Raw genomic sequence first — 16,898 nt, forward strand, 5'->3', positions numbered from 1 at the left:
CCGTCAGTGCTATCTGTTTTAAAGAACTAATAATTTTAAAAGGAAAAAAATAACAATAAGTCAAACCATACTTCTTTGAGCTCTTTACTTACTTGCGCAAGACCAGATCTCTTAGACGCGTCGCTCTAAAAAGGAGGTATTCCAGCCGCACCTTCCGGTACGGCTACCTTGTTACGACTTAGCCCCAATTACCAGTTTTACCCTAGGCAGCTCCTTTCGGTTACCGACTTTAGGTACACCCAGCTTTCATGGCTTGACGGGCGGTGTGTGCAAGGTCCGGGAACGTATTCACCGTATCATTGCTGATATACGATTACTAGCGATTCCAGCTTCACGCAGTCGAGTTGCAGACTGCGATCCGAACTGAGAAAGGGTTTTTGAGATTCGCGCCTTGTCGCCAAGTGGCTGCTCTTTGTCCCTCCCATTGTAGTACGTGTGTAGCCCTGGGCATAAAGGCCATGATGACTTGACATCATCCCCTCCTTCCTCGCGTCTTACGACGGCAGTCTCATTAGAGTTCCCAGCTTTACCTGATGGCAACTAATGATAGGGGTTGCGCTCGTTGCGGGACTTAACCCAACACCTCACGGCACGAGCTGACGACAGCCATGCAGCACCTTGCTTCATGTCTATTGCTAGAAAATACCCTTTCAGGTACGGTCATTCGCATTCTAGCCCAGGTAAGGTTCCTCGCGTATCATCGAATTAAACCACATACTCCACCGCTTGTGCGGACCCCCGCCAATTCCTTTGAGTTTCATTCTTGCGAACGTACTTCCCAGGTGGATTACTTAATGCTTTCGCTCAGACGCGCACTGTGTATCGCGCACGTCGAGTAATCATCGTTTAGGGCGTGGACTACCAGGGTATCTAATCCTGTTTGATCCCCACGCTTTCGTGCATCAGCGTCAATTTTCGCTTAGCCAGCTGCCTTCGCAATAGGTGTTCTATGTCATATCTAAGCATTTCACCGCTACATGACATATTCCGCTGACCTCAACGACATTCAAGACCTATAGTATCCAAGGCAGTTTCCGAGTTAAGCTCGGAGATTTCACCTCAGACTTACAAGTCCGCCTACGCACCCTTTAAACCCAGTAAATCCGGATAACGCTTGCACCCTCCGTATTACCGCGGCTGCTGGCACGGAGTTAGCCGGTGCTTATTCATAGGGTACCGTCAAGCTCTATAGATATAAAGTGTTTCGCCCCCTATAAAAGAAGTTTACAATCCAGAGGACCTTAATCCTTCACGCGGCATGGCTGGTTCAGACTTGCGTCCATTGACCAATATTCCTTACTGCTGCCTCCCGTAGGAGTCGGGCCCGTGTCTCAGTGCCCGTGTGGCTGATCATGCTCTCACATCAGCTAATGATCGTAGGCTTGGTGGGCCGTTACCCCGCCAACTACCTAATCATACGCGCGACCATCCTCATCCACCGGAGTTTTAATATCTTAGTGATGCCACTCTGATATATTATGGGGTATTAATCCGAATTTCTTCGGGCTATTCCCCAGATAAGGGAAGGTTTCGCACGTGTTCCGCACCCGTTTGCCGGTCGTCAGCTAAAATATTGCTATTTCACTGTTACCCCTCGACTTGCATGTATTAAGCCTGCCGCTAGCGTTCATCCTGAGCCAGGATCAAACTCTCCATTGTTAATGTATTGTTTGAACTGACTAAATTTCTCTCGAAAAATAGGCGTCAAAATTTGTTGTCTTTTTCAACGCTTCGTAGTGTCTTCCTTACTGTTATTTTTAATTTCCTTTCAAAGATCTTTATAGACATAAAGCGTTTCCACTTTACCCCTATTTTGCTATACTATAAACCCTGCGGTTTATCGTATCGGCTAGTTAATTCCCTGCTCCCTTTTCCTATTAACCTCTCCGTTAACAGCCCTGCTGCTCAGCAGATTGGCACCGCTTTTTTAGTGACGATCTTTACCGTCTGGCGGAGTGCAAAGGTAGTAAACTCTATTTTACTAACCAAATTTATTTAAGTAGATTTTTTTATTTTTCTTTTCAGCTCACGTCTTACAACTTATTGTTAACCATTTGCTTAGAGACTAATCTTACCGTAAGAGCTGACCGATTCAGTTTGCTTTTTTCCGTTTCGGGATTGCAAAGGTAAGCGGAATTTTTACTCTACCAAACTTATTTGATATCTTTTCTGAAATTATTTTTGAAGTAGCAATGTTTATAAGGGTTTCAGCGAAGAAAAAAAATTAAGACTTAACCAAAAAGTCATCGATTTCCGCTGCTTTAATACAACATATTACCTCTATTGGACGGCTGTTAGTTTATAGGGATATTTAACCTGCTGTAAAAACAGTCCTTTTGCTGGCGCAGAAAAGTCTGCATTGCCACAGTTTTTTGATTCAATAATTTCCCTTAACTGTTGCAAACTGATCGTCCCCCGACTCACTTTTAGCATAGTTGCCACCAGTGCCCTGACCATGCCTCTTAAAAATCTATTCGCTTCTACTGTAAACACCAGGTTATTATCTTCCATTTGCCAGATCGCCTGGCCGATTTGACAGATATAGGTGTGTACTTGCGTATTGCGTTTAGAAAACGAGGTAAAATCCTCGTATTGTTGAATGAGCTCAGCTGCCTGGTTCAAAAGGTCTAAATCGAGCTTAAATGGATAATACCAGCCCTATCCCACATAAAGGGATCCTTGTAATTATATATATAATATTTATAACACCGGCCAAGTGCATCAAATCTGCTATGGGCCTCATCTTGCATTTTATAAATATCTATAATAGCGATATCCTTGGGTAAGATGGCATTCAGGTTATAGATATTCTTTTGTGTAATAACAAGATCGGTCTCAAAATGAAAGAAATTTTGCCGGGCGTGTACCCCTGCATCGGTTCTTGAAGAGGTAGACAACTCAATTTGCTGTCTGAGCAGGGTCTGCATGGCCTTTTCTAATTCTCCTTGTATGGTGGGTACATTGGGCTGTATCTGGAACCCACTATAATGGGTTCCCATATAAGAAAGTTCCAGGAAGTATTTAGCCATTCAATTTGACGGTCGTTAAAGAATTACAATTGTGACCCACCTTATTTGTGTAGCCTCTTATTATTATTATTATTAGTAGTAGTAGTAATCCTTAAGTATTATTGAATAATTTTTTGGAAACGCTTTTTAAAATAACTGTCTAATAACTGATTTTCCAGAGACGGAAAATTCTGCTTATCACTTACGTGAGAATAGGTATCATGGAACAAGGCATAGCGGCCTGCATCAGAAAGAAACAATCCGCCAAGCGCCTTCACCTGTTTGGTAGTCAGGCATTTACCGTCAATATATTTATCCACGATGGCGATCATATCATTATCATTATTTCGCGCAATCATTTTTTTCTGCATTTTCTGGAAGTTCTTGTCCGTGATCGGATCACATTCGATCGTCTCCTTTGCCTGACTGGATGGCTCTGCGTCTACTGCCACCTGGGCATCTGTTCTTGCCTTAGGTATATCTGATGACTGACTGTCATCCGCATCACTGTTTACATCCTTTTGCTTGTTATAAAATGGGTTATTAACGGCGCCTTTAATCTCACTTTTCGCATTTTCCTGGTCAGAATTACCTAAATCCACAAATTTCTTCTCCTCCCTTTTCTTCTTGCGGGCCTCTCTCCTTTCATTGACACCATTTTGCTCACCTATATTGAAACTATCTGCTTCAGTATTGGTAAAAAGCGCAAGCGACTCTTTCTTTGAAATCGGGGTGGGTGCTATGCCCGTTGTCTTTTCCTCATTTTCAGTCACTGCACTATGTGGTACTAAGATATCGACTGTATCAGTCGAACGGCTGTTAAACATCACAAAAGTCATTGACGTCCCTTTTTTGGACCTTTGTTGAATAGATTTGATCACACCATAGGTCTTTGAAAGATCTGCCTCGGTGTTTTCAGCTGGTTTGAGGTTCTCTTCAGGTACTGCTTCCACAATTGCCTTACTATCCGCTATGGGATCCTTTCCAAAATCATCAACCTGGGTAGAGGTTTTATCTTCTTTTTTACCAAGGGTTGCTTTAGGTGTTTCCACCGGTAAGGCTAGCGTTGGATCATTTGCAGCATCAGATAACATGGCGCTAAAGGCGTTATTGGTATCTTTTGCTTCCGCCTTGGCTTCATTTGCCTTGTCTTTTACCTTATCAGTTGCATCATCTACCTTAGCACTGGCTACACTATATTGATCTTCAAGTGTTGTCTGGCTACTGGAAGCAATAAATTGCTTGGTTTGCAGATTTAAAAGTCCAAGTTTACCATCTGATTTTTCCAGTGAATATCCCGCATCTGCCCCTTTTACCACACAAGTAAAATTTTGTTCAGGTGCCTGTGCCTGAGGGAATCCGATTCTCAAATCATAAGAGCCGTCTTTTAGTTTAGGAATAATTAAGTATCCTATGGAAGAAGAACTGTAAACCTTTTTATTCAATATCACATAAAAAGGCTGTTTAGCCTTAGCCTGTATATAGATAAAATGATTATTATCAGGATCTTGCGCTTTGGACTGAGTGGTAAAAACCAATACCGCCATGCATAAGAAGAGTAAAATTCGTTTGATTGATTGACGCGTCATTTAATTGTAATATGATTTCCGAACAAAATTAATAGCTAAAAGCGGTTACATAACAAAACTTATGCTAAAAATTGAATCTTTGGCTTAGTGTTGCAGTTTCTCCCCAAATGCCAGATCTCCGGCATCCCCTAGTCCTGGAACAATATAACCATTGTCATCCAACTGATCATCGATATCTCCGCACCAGAGATTCAGCTGCTCTCCAATGGAAGACTCCAGATAGTCAATCCCCTGCTTACTGGCGATCGCTGCAATAATATAGGTTTTGGCTGGTTTTCCCAGATGTTCCAAGGCTTTTATTGTTTTAGCCAGAGAAGTTCCCGTCGCAAGCATTGGATCAGAAATAATCAAAATCCGGTCCTGGATTGACGGACTGCTGACATAATCTAAAACAATATCAAAACTGCCATCCTCATTGTGCTTTCTGTAAGCAGAAACAAAAGTATTGTCTGCCTTATCAAAATAATTAAGCACCCCTTGATGCATGGCCAGACCTGCTCTTAAAATAGTCGCTATAACTGGCTGTTCTTTTAATACCTTGCTGGAATGCACCCCCAAAGGTGTCTGTACCTCACGGGTAACCCAAGCCAGCTCCTTACTGATCTCATAAGCGGCTACCTCACCGATCCTTTCCAGATTCCTGCGGAATCTTAAACGATCACTGTGTACCTGAATATCACGTAACTCGCTCACCCAATTGGATATCAGCGAATGCTCTTCACTTAGATTTCTAATCATGTGGCTAAGATAATTGATATTTATGAAATACGGATTTCAATCCATAGATAGTTATCTTTGCCCTTCAACTTTAAACAGATAATCATTTAAGCATGGTATATAGGGCTATTGGACTGATGAGTGGATCTTCTATGGATGGATTGGATATTGCATTTGTTTCTTTTGAAGAGATCCGGGGCATCTGGACATTTGACTTAAGACACCAAAAATGCGTACCCTACAGTCAGGAACTCAAAAAACAGCTGGCCGAGGCAGCAACCTTAACCCCTAGACAATTTATACAACTGGATCATGATCTGGGCGTATTTATGGGAAACACAGTAAAAGCATTTATTCAGGAGCATACACTAGATCACCAGGTACAATTGATTGTAAATCATGGTCATACTATATTCCATGAACCCGAAGAAGAAATAACTACCCAGATCGGCTCCGCAGCGGCAATTGCCGCAATCAATGGCATAAATGTCATTGATCAGCTACGATCCCTGGATGTCGCCCTGGGTGGCCAGGGCGCACCGCTTGTTCCCATGGGCGAGCAATTACTTTTCCCGGATTATAACAGTTTTTTAAATCTGGGTGGCATTGCAAATATCTCTTTCCATAAAAAGCAAAGTGATCAAAACGCCCAAAGTGACCACCAAGTTCAGGCTTTTGATGTGACAGTAGCCAATCAGGCACTTAACTACTTGGCAATGCTTGAGGGCCAACCCTATGATAAGGATGGCGCCATTGCGGCCACTGGTCAGGTTAACACCCAGTTACTATCTAGTTTAAATAAACTGCCCTATTTTGCCGCAGTCGGCCCCAAAAGCCTTGCAAATCAGTACTTCTCTAATATTATACGGCCATTATTGGATCAAGCCATATTAAGTACCCAGGACAAACTACGCACAGTCGTGGAGCATATTGCTTCACAGGTAGCCTACGCTGCGGGGGCCGCCATGGCTTCCAGTCTGGACACAGAGAAAAAAATACTGATCACCGGCGGCGGGGCACATAATACATTTTTAGTCCAGCGCATATCAGCTGCCTTAGCACCTTATGGTATCCAGACCAATTTACCTGATACGCAGATCATTGATTACAAAGAAGCCATTATCATGGGGCTGCTTGGCCTACTGCGCTGGCGGGAAGAAAATACGGTCTTAAGCAACACGGGTGCCTCCCGGCCCAGCATTGGTGGGGCAGTATGGATTGGCCAGCCCTATTAAGCTGATAATCAAATGCACATTATATCAAAATGAACTTTTTACACACCAATTTAATCTCCTTCAAACAGACTCATAATGGCAAAGAAAATTTATAATTGGGGCATACTTGGACCAGGTAGAATTGCTAAAAAGTTCGCATCCGCCTTAGCGCTTACAACAGACTCCAGGTTATACGGCGTAGCTTCCAGAGATAAAGTCCGTGCCCAGGACTTTGCCCAGACATTTAAAGCAGAAAAGTATTACAGCGATTATCTAAGCCTGATCCAGGATCCGCTTGTAGATGTTATCTATATTGCCACACCCCACGCATACCATTTTGAATTAGCTAAGGCATGCCTGGAAAATAATAAGCCTGTCCTTTCAGAAAAACCGCTTACACTTGACGCCAAACAGACCCAGATTTTACTCACCTTATCCCAAAATAAGCAGGTATTTTTAATGGAAGCCCTTTGGACCCGGTTTATCCCCATGACGGTTTCTATTCTGGAAAATGTTCAAAGTGGCATTTTGGGCGAGCTCCGATATGTCAAAGCAGACTTCGGGTTCCCAGCCCCCTTCGATCCTGCAGGCAGGTTATTTAATCCCTCTCTGGGCGGTGGTTCATTACTGGATGTCGGTATCTATCCGCTATTTTTGTGCTCCTTACTTTTAGGTACGCCAGAAAGCATCACTGCTGTCGGCCGGTTATCTGAAGCACAAATCGATCTGGACTGCCAGGCCGTATTACAGTATTCAGACAATAAGACAGCTTATATTGGCAGTTCCATTCATTATCAGATGCCGATCACAGCAGAAATCACTGGCACAAAAGGACAGATTATGATCCCATGCCCTTGGTATAAGAACGATCATTACCAACTCAAAACCGAAGATAAAGACTGGGAAATAGTCCAATTGGGGGCACTTACCAACGGCTTTGAATATGAAATCAATGAAGTAACTACCTCTCTAAATCAAGGACTTATACAAAGCACCAAATGGCCAGTCACTTCCAGCCTGCAGCTAGCTTCATTAATGGATCAGATCAAACAGCAATTGGGCGTCCAGTATCCAGACGCAAATAATACATAACCACCCCTGTTTTCCTTTTCAAAAAGGGAAACATTCGCCCTGCAAATAACCTCTATCCGCAATCTGGATACAAATTACCTTGATTTGACTACGCGACGGGTATTGATTGCCTCGGACCTTTGTCTTCTAATTTATTTACATTAAAAAATTAAAAATGACAAAGGACAATAACCAATCACAGTCAGCGGGTACAGCCAGCCCAGCAATTATGGAAAAAATATGGTTTATCACCGGCAGTTCCAGAGGATTTGGGCGGATCTGGGCAGAGGCCGCCCTTGAAAGAGGCGATAAAGTGGCCGCCACTGCCAGAAATACGGCTTCCCTGCTTCCACTCAAAGAAAAATACGGGGAGAATGTATTGCTTTTGACTCTCGATGTTACCAAAACCGAGCAGGTCCGTTCAGCTGTACAAGCCGCCTTTGACCATTTTGGCAGGATCGATATTCTAATCAATAATGCAGGCTATGCCCTGGTTGGCACCATTGAAGAATCTGACACAAAGGACATCCGTTCCCTATATGAAACCAATATAATAGGCACTGTAAGCGTTATCCAGGCAGCACTTCCGTACCTTCGCAAACAAGGACATGGACACATTCTCGGGGTATCCAGCGGTCTTGGACATTTAGCCTATCCGCTCATTGGTTATTACTGTTCTTCAAAGTGGGCATTTGAGGCCATTCACGAGAGTCTGGCTACAGAAATAAAACCCTTTGGGCTTAAAGTGACTATTATTGAACCGGGCGCCTATGCAACAGAGTTTGGCAGCCCAAATTCAATCAAACAAACCAGTACACTCAGTGAATACGATCCACTGCGCATGCAGGTCATGGAGCAGCTTCAGAGCCTGGAACAAGGCAATCCGAATGCCACTCCACCGGCTATTTTCAAAGTAGTGGATGCAGATGAGCCCCCTTTAAGGATAAATCTTGGCCGGCACAATCTGCCCGAGGTAAGCGCAGCTTATCAGCAGCGCCTGGCCACATGGCAGGCCTGGGCAGCAGTAGCTGATAGCGTTCAGGGTTAAGCAAATGCAAGCCCTATCATTATTCAATGCTCTTTAAAAACAAAAATTATGAAAAGAGGCCACCCCACCCCCCTTAGGTTTAAAACACTTTCTGAGGCACTTAGCAGCTCAGGCTTTCCGCCACCGCAACATCCACTAATGACGCTGATCAATGCTGTAGATAATAAATTTGATGCAACACCGCCATTACACAGTCAGATGCTCAGCTTTTATAAGATATCTTATCGAGTGGACGTGGGCGGAACGATCCCCTATGGAAGGACTAAATTTGATTATTTAGAGGGTGGCTTATTTTTTGCAGCACCCAGGCAAATTATCGGTGCTAGCCAGCATGAAAATACAGAGGAGCACTCATCCAATGAAAATAAAACGAAGCAGGAGGCTCCCGTAGCAGGATGTCTGGCAGAACAAATCACGATACTTATTCATCCTGATTTTTTATTGAACTATCCACTGGCTAATAAAATCAAACAATACAACTTTTTCTCCTATTCCGTGAACGAAGCATTATTACTCTCTGAAAAGGAAAAAGGAATTATCCTGGCATTACTCAGAAATATTGAGGAAGAACTCGGCCGGCCCATTGATGAGATCAGCCAAGATATCATTATCTCCCAACTTGAATTATTTTTCAGCTATGCACAACGGTTTTATAAGCGTCAATTTATTACCCGTAAACCTGTCAGTAAGACGACCGTTGAGAAGATGAATGCCATGCTGGACAGCTATTTTAAAGAAGTAGAGACGTCCGGCAAGGGACTTCCTTCCGTCCAATACCTGGCCAGTCAGCTAAATGTATCCCCTGGTTATCTAAGTGACCTACTGCGCAGTACCACCGGGCTCAGTGCACAGCAGTACATCCACGAAGTCCTGATTGAAAGAGCAAAGGAACAATTGCTATCTACAGAACTCACCATCAGTGAAATCGCTTATAACTTAGGCTTTGAACACCCACAATCATTCAGCAAATTTTTCAAAACAAAAACCAGCAAATCCCCCCTGGCCTATAGAAGTTCTTATAATTGAGCTTTTAAAATTCTTTACCGGTATTATTGCTATTTTTGAAACTTAAGTAATCTACCCTGTGGCAAACACGCTCGTTACAGGTAAAAATGCATAAGATGCTCAAAAAACAATTAGGTAAAGCCCCCCAAGGCGAAAGATTAAAAAGGATAAGGCAATCTCCACATTATAAAAACGGTGCCTTTCAAAACATACATGATACGCCTAATTTAACAAAAGGCTATTCTATGCGCGGAGTGATGTATGATTTTTTATTCAAAAAACATCCCCACGCAAGACCAATGCAACCTATTCCATCTGTTAAAACAGATCTTAAAGCCCTGCCGCTGCAGGATAATATACTGATATGGTTCGGGCATTCCTCCTATTATATTCAACTAAATGGTCAGCGCTTTTTGATTGATCCGGTATTTAGCGGCAGCGCTTCTCCCATTACCGGATCCAACAAAGCCTTCACAGGCGCAAATAATTATGGAGCAGCAGATATGCCACAGATTGATTATCTGGTCATCACCCATGACCATTATGACCACTTAGACTACCCAACCGTCACCCAGCTAAAGCCTAATATCAAAAACATCGTATGTGGCCTCGGCGTAGGTCAGCACTTTGAATATTGGGGCTTTAATCCGGCAATCATAAAAGAAAAGGACTGGGATGAATCAGAGGCTTTATCTGGTAATATCACCTTATATACAGCCCCCACACGCCATTTTTCCGGGAGAGCTTTTAAGCGAAATAATACCCTATGGTTGTCTTTTGTCCTTGAAACACCAGATTTTCGGATGTATCTTGGCGGCGACAGCGGCTATGACACCCATTTTAAAGCGCTCGGTCAGAAATTTCCGGGATTTGACCTGGCCATACTTGATAACGGTCAGTACAACCTGGCCTGGCAGGCCATCCATATGCTTCCGGCAGAAGGCTTAAAAGCTGCAAAGGATTTAAAAGCAAAGCGTATTTTCCCCGTCCACTCTTCCAAATTTAAATTATCTGTTCACCCTTGGGATGAACCCCTTAGAACGATCACCGCCTTAAATGACCAACAAAAGGTACCATCCGTAATAATTACCCCCAAAATTGGTGAGGTAGTATATCTGGACAATAAACAGCAGGTATTTACTAAGTGGTGGGAGGATATTGAGTAATTATTAAAGGCCACCTGTTAATAATTTACGCTAAAACTATAGTGCAGTTTCTGATTCAAAGACGACAAAATGGCAAAATTTTGCCTATAATTGGCCAAGGCGGTATAATATTGCCCAATTCGTTACAACAAGATTCATTCAAGATTCATTCTTATATTACTAAAATCCCCATGAAAATCAGGCATTTTATCTTCTCAGTTTTTTCCGGTTTAGTTTTATTATCCGTTTATCCCTTGCCCCTAATTGCACAGCAGATAAACCCATTGAAAAGTTCAATGGTAAGACCAACAAAAACGACTGGAGCCACGACCAGGAGCAGGGCAGCGATGTCACCCATCGTATACCCTACTGCTCAAAAAACAATAAGCCTTCATGACAGTATTGCTTATAGTGGCATCCACATAATAGGATCCGTTACAAACAATGCCCAAAAAGTCTTAACACCCTTTATATCCACGCAAGGCATAGCAGTCCGGTTTAAGCTTGACAAGCAAATAAAGCAACCCGAAGGTTATAGACTTTATATAACCCAAAAGGGTATCCGTATTCACTTTAAGGATCAGCGGGGTGCATTCTACGGTGCTGAGACCTTGGCTCAGATCCTTAACCAGGCCAGGGAAACTGGCTTTTTGTCCTTGCTGACCATACAAGATTTTCCCGATGTGGCTAGACGAGGTGTCGTAGAAGGATTTTATGGAACCCCATGGAGCTTTAAGGACAGAATATCGCAACTTAAGTATTACGGTCGCTGGAAGATGAATACCTATATCTACGGGCCTAAAGACGATCTTTACCACTCCTCCCCCAACTGGCGAAAACCTTATCCTACAGACCAGGCAAATAGAATAAAAACGCTTGTTCAAACGGCCAAAGAAAATGAAGTCGATTTTTACTGGGCGATCCATCCCGGCAAAGACATCAAGTGGACTAAGCAAGACAGCCTTGCAGTGTTGCATAAATTTGATAGTATGTATGATTTAGGCGTAAGGTATTTTGCCGTTTTCTTTGACGATATTTCAGGAGAAGGGACAAAGGCGGAGAAACAGGCCGGGTTACTGAACTATATCCAAAAGGAATTTGTAGACAAAAAGAAAGGAGTCGGACCGCTTATAATGTGCCCTACTCAGTACAATAAACTATGGGCAGATCCAAAACCCAATACTTATTTAGATATTCTGGGTGCCCAACTGGATAAAAGAATAGAGATTATGTGGACGGGCAACTCTGTCATCCATGATATCACAAAAGAAGGTCAGCAGTGGATTAATAAAAGAATTCAACGTAAGGCCTTTGTCTGGTGGAACTTTCCAGTCAACGACTATGTACGCAATCATTTATTGCTTGGTCCCGTATATGGGTTAGACAAAAACCTAAACGATGATATCTCAGGTTTTGTCTCCAACCCAATGGATAAGGCAGAAGCGTCCAAAGTAGCCCTTTTTTCAGTAGCGGACTATTGTTGGAATAATAAAGCCTATGACCCTAAAACGGCCTGGAAAAGCGCCATTGCTGAACTAATACCAAAATCAGCCAGTTCCTACGAAATTTTTGCCGCTAACAATACAGATCCTGGGCCCAGCTATCACCAATACCGCCGCATCGAATCATGGCATGTGAGCCAAACGATAGACAGCCTGATGGCCATGACTGACCAGATGAATCACTTTCCCATTGAACTGAATCAGTTCAATATGAAGGCACTGCGCGGGGCACTGGCCACCTTTGCTCCAGCGGCTACAGATCTTTTGCAAAACTGCCAGGATACAGTGCTTATAAACGAAATCCGTCCCTGGTTACAGCATTTTAAAAGCCTAGGGAATGCAGCGACCGCACTAACGGACCTATTAACGGCCAAGGACGCACAACAGGCCTATTCTTTTTTACCAGTTTACAAAAGGCACGTAACGAGTTAATATCCATCGACAAAAACAATAACCAAAACCCTTATCAACCTGGTATTGTCACCGGCGGTCGTCACATATTGCCTTGGATAGAAAAATCTTATTTTCATTTTGCAACGCAGTTTAAAGCAAATGGTTTTAAAGTGGACGCCATAGCTGATCAGGCTAAAGGCCAGGTTTTCACGAATATCATCGCCTTGACAAATCTGCCTGTTCAACATGACATTGTCAAAGGCAACAAGCCATTACAGGCGTTAAAACTCAGTCAGGTGCTGGAAGTACTCAAATTTAATCCCGGCGATTATTTAGGCATACAAATCCTTTCAAATCAGTCCGTTGAAAAAGCACGGATTGAATGCAGCCCTACAAAGAACTCATTAATATTACAATACAGCATAGATGGACAAACCTGGCAGCCGTCTCACCCAAAAGACGCCCGGTATATCCGACTAATCAATTTAACCAACAGTCAAGTTGATATTAAGTTCTCACAATTTGAGATAACTATCCAATAGTGCTATGTAGGACTTGACTAAAGTTTCTTAACTTTAGCATTCAAAAACACCCACATGGAAGTATCCATATTAGCATTTGGTATTGCAAAGGATATCGTCAAGGCCAGCAAAATAAAGATAGAACTTGAGCCTGGTGCCGATACCCGCGTTCTGAGAAAAACGCTGGAAACCAGCTATCCAGCACTTGCAGGGTTAAAGTCCTATATGATTGCCGTAAATCAGCAATACGCTAACGAGGATACGCTTTTGAAAGCGCAGGATGAAATCGCAATTATTCCCCCTGTCAGCGGCGGATAGAAGTCAAATCAAATGCAGGATTTCTAGTTATTGAACCATGAGGCTACTTGGATGCATAAGGATGATTAAACAACAATGATAGATATTCAGATATTAGAATCGACATTAAATACACAAGAAGCCATCCAGGCCGTTTCCGGGGTACAGTGTGGCGCCCTGATTACTTTTACAGGTACCGTACGGGATAATACCACCGGCCGCAAAGTGCTGCGTCTGGAATATGAATGTTACCAAGCAATGGCCCTGGGGCAAATGAAAGCCTTAGCTGAGAATGCCCTGGGGCAATATAACATACAACACATTAGCATACATCACCGGATGGGTATCTTAATACCAGGGGACATCGCGGTCATTATTGCGGTTGGATCAGCACATAGAGCAGACGCCTTTGCAGCGTGTCAATACCTTATTGACACGCTTAAGCAAACAGTACCGATTTGGAAAAAAGAAGTCTTTACCGATGGTGAAGTGTGGGTAAGTGCCCACAGTTAAACAACGGGGAGAATGAAAAAAAAATAACAATATATGAAAATCAGAATTTTAGGCAATAGCATTCGAGTACGCCTAACAATATCAGAAGTACAGACCCTTTGGAATCATGGCCAAATAGAGGATCATACGCCATTTACGACAACAACCTTATCCTTTGTTGTTAAACAACATGACTTGTCAAAGCTCCTGGTGGATTTTAAAGAGAATCGTATTACGCTCTTAATCCCACAACCAATGGCCAACGAACTTTATAATACCCAAAAAGTCGGTTTTGAGGAGAGCTCAGGTCCTGTTAGTATCCTGATTGAAAAAGATTTTGTCTGCCTGGACCGTCCTGTAGAGGACCAGCGTGACAATTACCCCAACCCTCTGTTAAACTGTTAAGGAGCAAAATACTTCCACAGTGCTATCAAATCTCCCGGTTAAAAGTTCCTTCATATTGCCTGGCCGCAAATGGCATTATTGAATGTCCATTCAGCTCTTCCAGTCTTTCGAGTAACCAGCCCTGGGGGCTCCAAAGCTTAATCTTTTTACTGCTACGGGAGAAGACTTTAAGTGCGGTTGGTGACTCACCGCGTCTCTGGCATACCAGGTATGCTGATTAGCAGCATGTACACCTTTTCCGTAATGAAAAGGAATAAAAACATCCCCGGGCCGAACAGTATCAACAACCATTGCCACCCCTTCCCACCGACCGTTAGGCGACAAAACTTCCACCAGATCTCCCGTGCTGATCTGCATTTTCTCAGCATCCAAAGGATGGATTTCAATATAGGGTTCTGGCGCGTGACCGTTCAGCACACTAGATCTGGCCGTTTTAGTCCTTGTATGAAAATGATAGACCACCCTGCCCGTAATCAATAAATAAGGGTATTCAGTCGTTACCGGATTTGGCGGCTGCCGCCAGGCCGCCGGCCTCAAAAATGCCTTGCCTTTGGGATCTATGTATTCATCTTTGGCTGTTACTCTACTGGTTAAAAAATCTACGCCATAAGTCTGGCAACGCTCCGCTTCTGTCCAAAAATGCAAATTTTCATAAAGCCTGGCACAACCTTTAGGATACTTCTCGTTGCAGGGCCAGCGTATCGCCCCCATTTCCAGCAGTAAATCATAAGTCATCCCTGAATAATCACAGGGCCTGCCGGCGGCGACCCTACGCCACTCATTAAATGCATCCTCTGGCTTTTTAAATGAAATCAAAGGGGCGCCATCCTTATCCTTAAATCCGATCCTACCAGCGATCTCCACAAAAATATCAAAATCACTTCTAGCCTCTCCCGGAGGATCAACCGCTTGCATGAGCAGGTTCACACTCCTATCTGCGTTGGTAACACAGCCCTGTTTTTCACCCCACATAGAAGCCGGCAGATAAATATCTGCTGTGCTGACGGTTTCTGTGTCAATAAATGGATCCTGCACCACTAAAAACAACCTTTTAAGTATGCGCTCGCTGCGATTCTGGTTAGGTAAACTTACCAGTGGATTGGTACCCATTACCCACATAAATTCAATCTCCCCTCTTTCGGCCTGCTCCATCATGGTCAGGATATCTTTAGGCACTTCTGGATGAAAATCATTATAGGCAATATTCCATTTATCGCAAAGATCCCGCATCTGTACTTCGTTATGTGGATTTCTATATCCCGGGTAGGAACCGCCGGCGCCTGTTTCCCTGTTAGACATCGCAGAAGGTTGCCCTGCCATTAGCAAAGGACCAGCGCCCGGTTTGCCAATCGCGCCTAAAATCAAATGCACTGAATTAACCAAAGAATAGGCGGCTGTCGCCTCTACACTCTGATAAAATCCCTGCAAAACCGTAGAGACCATTTTAGGGGTATTCGCCATCCACTGTACCGCTGTCAATAAATCCTGCTCGGGTATTTCACAGATTCCAGCAACCTTTTCTGGCGTATAATCATCTGTCATTTATTTTAACGCCTTAAAGCCCACAGTATGCCTTTCCACAAATTCCAGATTAATCCAGTCATTTTTGATCAACAGATGGATAATACCATTCATAAGCGCCACATTGGTTCCCACCTTGAGTTGAATATGTAAATCTGCCCCTTGGGTTACCGTAGGGGTTTTGCGAGGATCAAATACAATAATACGGCCACCGTTTTTCTTTTTGGCCGTCAGCATCCGCTCCCATAATACAGTTTGCACTTCGGCAACATTGTGCCCATATAAGCATAAAAGTGCTGCTTCATCAATATCCGCATAGGAAGCCACGGGGCCGTCACAGCCAAAACTAGCCATTAACCCAGTGGCGGAAGAGCGGTGCAAAGCCTGGTATTGCCATCGATATTGGCAGATTTTAACCCTGCACGCCATATCTTCCCGAGCGTATACAGTTTCTCTACCATCAGCTGACCAGAGCTGTAACAACCCAGGTTTTGATGGCCTTGCTTCCAGGCTGACCTGAACTTTTCAACAAAAAAATCCATCGCTTCCTCCCAGCTGACTGGAGTCAACTCCTGGGATTTATCCTTTCGGATCATGGGCACTGTGCCCCGCTTTTTAGTATTATTTGCCACCCAGCCATGCTCACCCTTCGGCCCTAAATGGCCAAAATTAACCGGATGGTCAACGATGCCCCGGACCCCCACTATTTTACCAGCTTTAACAGCGATGTCCATACCACACCCATTAGAGCACAGAATACAGGCAGAATGCACCCATTTATCCGGTTCACCGGTTATGCTCAGATTTGTATCTATCCTAGGTTCCATAACAAACTTGTTTATAGCAGTGTTTGGAAATCAAAAAAAGAGAAGCAAAACCCAAGCATTTACCTAATAAAAGGATTCGCTTATATTTTGCTTCTCTAATTTACGTTATTTAAAACTAACGCTATCGTTTACCTCTATTCCCT

At 43.4% G+C, this 16,898-nt stretch carries 16 protein-coding genes, 1 rRNA gene and 1 pseudogene; 10 read left to right on the forward strand and 8 right to left on the reverse strand.

Annotation, left to right across the window (positions count from 1 at the left end; all coding sequences use genetic code 11):
- Nucleotides 1–129: 129 nt before the first annotated feature.
- From FSB73_RS06140 to upp, 5 genes are all read right to left on the reverse strand, one after another.
- Nucleotides 130–1,659 (reverse strand): 16S ribosomal RNA (locus FSB73_RS06140).
- A 621-nt stretch (nucleotides 1,660–2,280) separates the two neighbouring features.
- Nucleotides 2,281–2,622, reverse strand: coding sequence for a tRNA pseudouridine synthase A (locus FSB73_RS24280; protein ID WP_225974535.1), 342 nt, complete (start codon nucleotides 2,620–2,622; stop codon nucleotides 2,281–2,283).
- 5 nt (nucleotides 2,623–2,627) lie between these two features.
- Nucleotides 2,628–3,029, reverse strand: coding sequence for a tRNA pseudouridine synthase A (locus tag FSB73_RS24285; protein ID WP_225974536.1), 402 nt, complete (start codon nucleotides 3,027–3,029; stop codon nucleotides 2,628–2,630).
- Between the two features lie 98 nt (nucleotides 3,030–3,127).
- Complete coding sequence (locus FSB73_RS06150) at nucleotides 3,128–4,597, reverse strand: DUF4476 domain-containing protein (protein WP_146780592.1); 1,470 nt, start codon at nucleotides 4,595–4,597, stop codon at nucleotides 3,128–3,130.
- Between the two features lie 84 nt (nucleotides 4,598–4,681).
- A complete protein-coding gene (gene upp, locus FSB73_RS06155; RefSeq protein ID WP_146780593.1) occupies nucleotides 4,682–5,335 on the reverse strand; it encodes a uracil phosphoribosyltransferase in 654 nt (217 codons plus the stop codon).
- A gap of 92 nt (nucleotides 5,336–5,427) precedes the next feature.
- On the opposite strand from upp, the gene FSB73_RS06160 reads away from it, so the two are divergent.
- The 10 genes and pseudogenes from FSB73_RS06160 (at nucleotide 5,428) to FSB73_RS06205 (ending at nucleotide 14,407) form a co-directional block, all read left to right on the forward strand.
- Entirely contained in the window at nucleotides 5,428–6,549 is a 1,122-nt protein-coding gene (locus FSB73_RS06160; RefSeq protein ID WP_225974537.1) for an anhydro-N-acetylmuramic acid kinase, read from the forward strand.
- 75 nt (nucleotides 6,550–6,624) lie between these two features.
- Nucleotides 6,625–7,620 (forward strand): Gfo/Idh/MocA family protein, encoded by a 996-nt coding sequence (locus FSB73_RS06165; protein WP_146780594.1) that lies wholly within the window; start codon nucleotides 6,625–6,627, stop codon nucleotides 7,618–7,620.
- 154 nt (nucleotides 7,621–7,774) lie between these two features.
- On the forward strand, nucleotides 7,775–8,647 hold the full coding sequence (locus FSB73_RS06170; protein ID WP_225974538.1) for an SDR family NAD(P)-dependent oxidoreductase: 873 nt from the start codon (nucleotides 7,775–7,777) through the stop codon (nucleotides 8,645–8,647).
- A 48-nt stretch (nucleotides 8,648–8,695) separates the two neighbouring features.
- Nucleotides 8,696–9,673: a helix-turn-helix domain-containing protein gene (locus FSB73_RS06175; protein ID WP_146780595.1), complete on the forward strand. Its 978-nt coding sequence runs from the start codon at nucleotides 8,696–8,698 to the stop codon at nucleotides 9,671–9,673.
- A 95-nt stretch (nucleotides 9,674–9,768) separates the two neighbouring features.
- Complete coding sequence (locus tag FSB73_RS06180) at nucleotides 9,769–10,818, forward strand: MBL fold metallo-hydrolase (RefSeq protein WP_225974539.1); 1,050 nt, start codon at nucleotides 9,769–9,771, stop codon at nucleotides 10,816–10,818.
- A 326-nt stretch (nucleotides 10,819–11,144) separates the two neighbouring features.
- Nucleotides 11,145–12,763, forward strand: a pseudogene (locus FSB73_RS06185) (beta-N-acetylglucosaminidase domain-containing protein); the annotation flags it as partial.
- A 99-nt stretch (nucleotides 12,764–12,862) separates the two neighbouring features.
- A complete protein-coding gene (locus tag FSB73_RS06190; RefSeq protein WP_146780598.1) occupies nucleotides 12,863–13,234 on the forward strand; it encodes a hypothetical protein in 372 nt (123 codons plus the stop codon).
- 54 nt (nucleotides 13,235–13,288) lie between these two features.
- Entirely contained in the window at nucleotides 13,289–13,531 is a 243-nt protein-coding gene (locus tag FSB73_RS06195) for a MoaD/ThiS family protein (RefSeq protein ID WP_146780599.1), read from the forward strand.
- 75 nt (nucleotides 13,532–13,606) lie between these two features.
- On the forward strand, nucleotides 13,607–14,023 hold the full coding sequence (locus tag FSB73_RS06200; protein WP_146780600.1) for a molybdenum cofactor biosynthesis protein MoaE: 417 nt from the start codon (nucleotides 13,607–13,609) through the stop codon (nucleotides 14,021–14,023).
- 33 nt (nucleotides 14,024–14,056) lie between these two features.
- Nucleotides 14,057–14,407, forward strand: a complete 351-nt coding sequence (locus FSB73_RS06205; protein ID WP_146780602.1) for a DUF7009 family protein — start codon at nucleotides 14,057–14,059, stop codon at nucleotides 14,405–14,407.
- Between the two features lie 90 nt (nucleotides 14,408–14,497).
- Here the strand turns inward: FSB73_RS06205 and FSB73_RS27455 are convergent, their stop codons facing one another.
- The 3 genes from FSB73_RS27455 to FSB73_RS26375 are packed head-to-tail and all read right to left on the reverse strand — an operon-like array spanning nucleotide 14,498 to nucleotide 16,755.
- Complete coding sequence (locus FSB73_RS27455) at nucleotides 14,498–15,949, reverse strand: molybdopterin oxidoreductase family protein (RefSeq protein ID WP_146780604.1); 1,452 nt, start codon at nucleotides 15,947–15,949, stop codon at nucleotides 14,498–14,500.
- The gene (locus FSB73_RS27460) at nucleotides 15,950–16,309 is read right to left on the reverse strand and encodes a molybdopterin-dependent oxidoreductase (protein ID WP_158639436.1); all 360 of its coding nucleotides are present in this window, start codon (nucleotides 16,307–16,309) and stop codon (nucleotides 15,950–15,952) included.
- Nucleotides 16,282–16,755 (reverse strand): molybdopterin-dependent oxidoreductase, encoded by a 474-nt coding sequence (locus FSB73_RS26375; RefSeq protein WP_146780608.1) that lies wholly within the window; start codon nucleotides 16,753–16,755, stop codon nucleotides 16,282–16,284. The genes FSB73_RS27460 and FSB73_RS26375 overlap by 28 nt, the downstream gene beginning before the upstream one ends.
- Nucleotides 16,756–16,898: the final 143 nt, after the last annotated feature.

Origin of the sequence: Arachidicoccus ginsenosidivorans, from assembly GCF_007971385.1 — a bacterium.
In the GTDB taxonomy this organism is placed as follows: Bacteria; Bacteroidota; Bacteroidia; order Chitinophagales; family Chitinophagaceae; genus Arachidicoccus; species Arachidicoccus ginsenosidivorans.